Here is a 647-nt window from a genome sequence, read left to right as displayed (position 1 = left end):
TTCTTAGTTATCAGAATGGCACGGGACCTCCGGAGCGCACACCCCTCTCTCGTTGGCGGGAGGGACAGATGTTAAAAAACCGCCCCCCCCCGGCCCCCCCCCCCGGCGGGGCCGGCGGCCGAAGGTGGGCGAGCGGCCGAGACCCCAGGGCCCCCCCCCCCGGGCGCTCCCAGGGGGGGGGGTAGCCCCAAACCTGCAGACCCCGCCGCTCCCAGTGGCGCTCGTCCTGGTTGAGCCGCTCAAGCTCGGCCAGGCCGAGCCCCAGGGTGGCGGTGGCCAGCGCCGCCCGCAGGCGGACGTCCTGCTCGGGCTCGGCGCAGGCGCGCAGCCAGAACAGCAGATCCAGCGCCTCCGGGCTCTGGTAGACCGAGTCCTTGTCCGACAGGTAGACGCTCTTTACCCCGAGTTCCGCCAGCGCCCGGCGGATGGCCTGGGCCTCGCGGAAACCGCGCACCAGCACGGCGATGTCGCGGGAGCGCACCGGCGCGAACCCGTCCGCCCCGGCGAAGCCCGCCTGGCCCCGGCGACCCAGGTTCAGCAGCCGCACTATCTCGCCGGCGCAGCGCCCCGCCATCTGCGCCACATAGGCGCCGCCGGAAAAGGGCTTGCCGTCGGCGCCGTCGAGCTGCCACAGGGTCAGGGCGGGC

The 647-nt window shown here is 74.0% G+C and carries 1 protein-coding gene; it reads right to left on the bottom strand.

The window, feature by feature from the left end:
* Positions 1-10: 10 nt before the first annotated feature.
* Positions 11-647, bottom strand: a 637-nt coding sequence (locus tag CGX12_RS19405) for a 3'-5' exonuclease (RefSeq protein ID WP_303396193.1), incomplete at its 5' end; no start/stop codon positions are given.

Source organism: Zobellella denitrificans (assembly GCF_002237365.1).
GTDB lineage: Bacteria > Pseudomonadota > Gammaproteobacteria > Enterobacterales > Aeromonadaceae > Oceanimonas > Oceanimonas denitrificans.
The sequence above is the reverse complement of the archived record's forward strand: the minus strand, read 5'-3'. Positions and strand labels throughout refer to the sequence as shown.